Here is a 4,835-nt window from a genome sequence, read left to right on the forward strand (position 1 = left end):
GTGCATTCCAAACTGGAATGCACCAGGACGGTGTCACGTCTATGCACACTTGTGGAGTCAGATCATGGAACTGCGCGCGCTGCGCTATTTCATCGAGGTGGTGCGGCAACAGAGCTTCACCGCCGCGGCCGAAAAGCTGCACGTCACGCAGCCGACCATCAGCAAGATGGTGAAGGCGCTCGAAGACGAGACCGGCACCCAGCTGCTGCTGCGCGACGCGCGCCAGATGGTGCTGACCGACGCCGGGCGCATCGTCTACCAGCGCGGTCAGGACGTGCTTGCCGCGCAGGCGCAGCTGCAGGCCGAGCTGGCCGATCTCGGCACGTTCGGGCGCGGCGAACTCACGATCGGCATTCCGCCCATGGGCGGGTCGCTTTTCACGCCGGCCATCGCGACGTTCCGCCAGCGCTATCCGAAGATCGAGCTCAAGCTCTTCGAGCAGGGTTCGCGCGCGATCGAGGCCGCGCTGATTGCGGGCGAGCTGGAGCTGGGCGGCGTGCTGCTTCCCGTGGATCCGGCACTCATCGACGTGTTGCCGATCGCGCACGAACTGCTGTGGCTCGTCGCGCGGCGCGGCTCGCGTTGGGACAACAAGCTGGCCGTGCCGCTCGCGGAACTGGCCGGCGAGCCGTTCGTGTTCTACGGCGAAAGCCTCGCGCTCAACGACGTCGTGCTCAACGCGTGCCGCGCGGCGGGCTTCGTGCCCCAGGTGGTGGGCCGCAGCGGCCACTGGGACCTGATGGCCGCGCTCGTGCTCGCGGGCGTGGGCATTGCGCTCCTGCCCGCACCGTACGTGCGCCGGCTCGACGCCGAGCGTTTCACCTGCCTGCCGGTGAGCGAGCCGCAAATCACGTGGGACATGGCGATCGGATGGAAGCGCAGCAGCTATCTCTCGCACGCGGCGCGGGCATGGCTCGAAGTCGCGCGCGCGGAGTATGGCAAGCCATTCACGTTTCTCGACGATTTCGTGCATCCGCCGGGGCTGGAAAAGCAGCCGGGGAAGGCTTCCTGAAACGGCAACAGCGTGTCGAGGTGCACGAGCCGCCCTGCGGGCTGCGTCGGGCGGTCGATACCCGTATTGGCCGTGAGCTTGCCCTGCTCTCGCCGAACGATCTGGTGAGCGCCGCTTAACCACTTAATCGCGTAAGCGGGGAACCGCGCATTCTTCGACGGGAAGCCCCGCAGAACCCGGATCGCTCGCTACGTTGCACTCATCGGGAGGCGATGCGCGCGCCTTCTGTGGCGGAAACCAATAGAGCGCCGCGTAACCGTACAAACGGGGAACCGCGCATTCTTCGACGCGAGCCTGATAGAACCCGGATCGCTCGCCGCGTTGCACTCATCGGGAGGTGATGCACGCCTTCTGCGCCGGACACCAATATCGAGTCAGGCAACGACGCGCTGAGGATCGGCATCGCGCGCGACCCGGGTGTGCGCGATGAAGTCGGCAGCACGCTCGCCGATCATCACGCTCGGCGCGTTCGTATTGCCGCCGATGAGCGTCGGCATCACGGAGGCGTCGGCGATGCGCAGACGCTCGACGCCGCGCACGCGCAACTGCGCATCGACGACCGAGCGCGCGTCGCCGCCCATGCGGCAGGTCGCGACGGGATGGTAGATCGTGTCGGCATGGCGGGCGATCGTCTCGCGCAGTTGCGCATCGCTCTGCCCCGTATGCGTGTAGAGCTCGCGGCCGCCCAGTTGCGCGAGCGCGCTCGCATCGAGTATGCGCCGCGCCATGCGCGCGCCCTCGGTCAGCAGATCGAGATCGCGCGCGTCGGAAAGAAAGTGCGGGTCGATCACGGGCGCGACGCGCGCATCGGCGCTTGCGAGCGTGACGGTGCCGCGGCTCGCCGGGCGCAGCACGCAAACGTGCAGCGAATAGCCGTGGCCCCAGTGCAGGCGGCGGCTGTGATCGTCGACGAGCGCCGTGCAGAAGTGCAGTTGCAGGTCGGGTCGCTCGAGCTCCGGACGGCTCTTCAGGAAGCCGCCGGCCTCCGCGACGTTGGTCGTGAGCATGCCGCGCCGCCCGCGCAGGTAGCGCACGGCACCCGCTGCGAGGCGCGCCGCGCCGCGCAGCGAGTAACCGACGGTCTCGCTCGAGTGCACGCGCTTGTTGAAGGTGAAGTCGATGTGGTCGATCAGGTTGCGGCCGACTTCGGGCGCGTCGTGGCGCACCGGGATTCCCAGCGAGCGCAGCGCGTCGGCAGGGCCGATGCCCGAACACATCAGCAGTTGTGGCGAGTTGAACGCGCCCGCCGCGAGTATCACCTCGGCGCGCGCCTGCAGCAGCTCGATCGAACCGTCGCGTGCGAGTTCCACGCCGCTTGCCCGCGCGCCGTCGAACGTCACGCGCAGCACGGTCGCGTTCGCGATCAGGTGCAGGTTTGGCCGCGCGCGCTCACGCTCGCGGTCGTAGAGATACGCGCGCGCCACCGTGCAGCGCTCGCCGCCGCGTTGCGTCACCTGATAGAAACCGACGCCCTCCTGCTCTTCGCCGTTGAAGTCGTCGTTGAGGCGAAAGCCTGCTTCGCGCGCGGCCTCGACGAAGCGAGCCGCCACCGGATTGCGCTCGCGCAGATCCGCCACGCCAAGCGGGCCGCCCGTGCCATGCCAGGCGCTCGCGCCGCGCGCGTTGTCCTCCGCGCGCAGGAAGTACGGCAGCACGTCGCGCCACGCCCAGCCTGCGCAGCCCAGCTGCGCCCATTCGTCGTAGTCGAGCGGGTGCCCGCGCGTATAGATCATCGCGTTGATTGCGCTCGATCCGCCGAAGCCTCGGCCGCGCGGCTGGTAGCCGCGCCGGCCGGCGAGCCCCGGTTGCGGCACGGTTTCGTACGCGTAGTTGTTTCTCGTGCGAAACGGCACGAGCGCGGCGACGCCCAGCGGCATGTTGACGAACGGATTGCGCGCCGTGTGCGGGCCTGCCTCGATGAGCGCGATGTTCGCGTCAGGGCAGCGCTCGGCCAGACGCCCCGCCAGCGACGCCCCGCCCGAGCCGCCGCCTACGATGATGTAGTCGTATTGCATCGTCTCCTCTTATGCATCGCCGCACGTTGCGTCCTGGGCGTGCTTACTGCACACTCGAAGAACGTTGCCCGCACGTTCGTTCGCTTTTGTTTCAATTGCGCATTGTAGGAAGCGTCGGTTGCCGAGGTCAGCTTTTATGTCAGAGCGTGCGCTCTAAACCTTGGAAGGCATGGCCGCATATGATGATCTGGGTTTGCCACCGAGGGGCGGGGCGGGTTCTTTGTCGTGGTTTCCTGGCGCTTTGCGCCTTTCATTGTTGGCCTTTCCTTGTTGGCCTTTCCTTGTTTTCGTGTCGGTGTGCAGGCGTTGCCCCTGTGCGGGGCGGCACCTACTTTTCTTTGCAGCGGCAAAGAAAAGTAGGCAAAAGAAAGCCGCTCAAACCGCTAATGCTTCGCATAGCACCACTCGCCGTTTCTGGGAGCGGTACCGGAGCGTCTGTCGCCTCGCACCCTTCACGTTAGTGACAAAGGGCTCATTCATCCCACTCCGCGCTACGCGCGTCGCGGTCGGGTATGCAAGGGAAACCAACGTGTTGTTTCATTTCTCGAGGAACCACGAGCCGACCACTGGTTTTGGGTTTTGGGCTTTGGTTTTTTGGTTATGCCCCACGGCGCGCGAAGCGCCGCCGGAGGTATGAGTGCTTTGTCACTCCGGTGGACGGCGAGTGATGACAGACGCCCCGGCACCACTCCGATAGTGGGCGAGTGGAGCAAGGCGAAGCACTAGCGGTGTGAGCGGCTTTCTTTTGCCTACTTTTCTTTGCCGCGGCAAAGAAAAGTAGGTGCCGCCCCGCACAGGGGCAACGCTAATAGACCGACAAGAACACAAGGAAATGCCAAACCCGCAAGGAACCACGATCAAATCGCCGGCCGCACAAGCGCCAACCATCGCATCACAGAAGGCCGCTGCCACTGATAACGAGCATAGTCAGCCAGCGAGGCCGGCACGCTATCGCCATTGAGCACGAGGCGATTGAGCATTAAAGCGAGATCAAGATCGGCGACACACCACGAGCCGAAGAGATGAGGTTGCCCATGAGCCAATAGCGCCTCGGCGACCGAAAAAAGCTTACGCGCAGCGATTAGAGCGTCAGCCGAAAGCGGCACGGCCGAAGGCCCATAAAACAGGACCTCGGTGGAACGCTCCATACGAATGGGCATCAGATCGCTTCGCAGCCACGCCTGCACCTGCCGCGCCCGCGCGCGCTCGCGCCGATCGTCGGGATAAATCGCGGGCTCGGGAAAAACCTCATCGAGATACTCAGTAATTGCCGACGATTCAGAAAGCGTAAACCCATCATGAATCAGCGTAGGCACACGCTGAGTAAGCGACATCGAAGCAAAATCAGCCGCAAGATTATCCTGCTTGCCCAGATCGACGGTATGCAGAGTGAAGGGCAACGACTTTTCGTGCAGCGCCACGAATACCGACATTGCGTAGGGACTCGCATACTGCGCATCGGCATAGAGTTCAAGTTTCGGCTGGGACAAACTGGTCTCCGTTGAATGTGGCGCGATTGGCTACGAACATCAATATTACGCCACGCTAGATAGCCTCTCGCACCTCTTCAGCGCACGCCTGCATAACGTCAACAAAAATGCGCTTGGCAGGACTGTCGAGATCGCGCCACGCGAGCCCGATCCCGGTGCGATGATCGCGAAGATCTAGCGGCCGCGCGATGACTTTGGGCGGCAGCGCCATCGCCGCATGCTGCGGAATCACGCCGATACCCAGCCCCGCAGCAATCAACGCCAGCATGGTCGTGTACTCGCCCAGCTCCGCGGCGATTTCCAGCGACACGCGCTGCT

At 64.6% G+C, this 4,835-nt stretch carries 4 protein-coding genes; 1 reads left to right on the plus strand and 3 read right to left on the minus strand.

All coding sequences use genetic code 11. The features are described from left to right. The first annotated feature begins 64 nt into the window (after positions 1–64). Entirely contained in the window at positions 65–1,012 is a 948-nt protein-coding gene (locus VMJ11_RS31775; RefSeq protein ID WP_325624948.1) for a LysR family transcriptional regulator, read from the plus strand. 374 nt (positions 1,013–1,386) lie between these two features. On the opposite strand, the gene VMJ11_RS31780 is transcribed toward VMJ11_RS31775, so the two are convergent. The 3 genes from VMJ11_RS31780 to VMJ11_RS31790 all read right to left on the minus strand — a co-directional run. Further along, complete coding sequence (locus VMJ11_RS31780) at positions 1,387–3,027, minus strand: GMC family oxidoreductase (RefSeq protein WP_325624950.1); 1,641 nt, start codon at positions 3,025–3,027, stop codon at positions 1,387–1,389. A gap of 857 nt (positions 3,028–3,884) precedes the next feature. Next, entirely contained in the window at positions 3,885–4,517 is a 633-nt protein-coding gene (gene yfcF / locus VMJ11_RS31785) for a glutathione transferase (RefSeq protein ID WP_325624952.1), read from the minus strand. 55 nt (positions 4,518–4,572) lie between these two features. Then, positions 4,573–4,835: LysR substrate-binding domain-containing protein (locus VMJ11_RS31790; RefSeq protein ID WP_325624953.1), on the minus strand; the 263-nt coding region annotated here is incomplete at its 5' end.

The organism is Paraburkholderia sp. (genome assembly GCF_035501035.1).
Classification (GTDB): Bacteria; Pseudomonadota; Gammaproteobacteria; order Burkholderiales; family Burkholderiaceae; genus Paraburkholderia.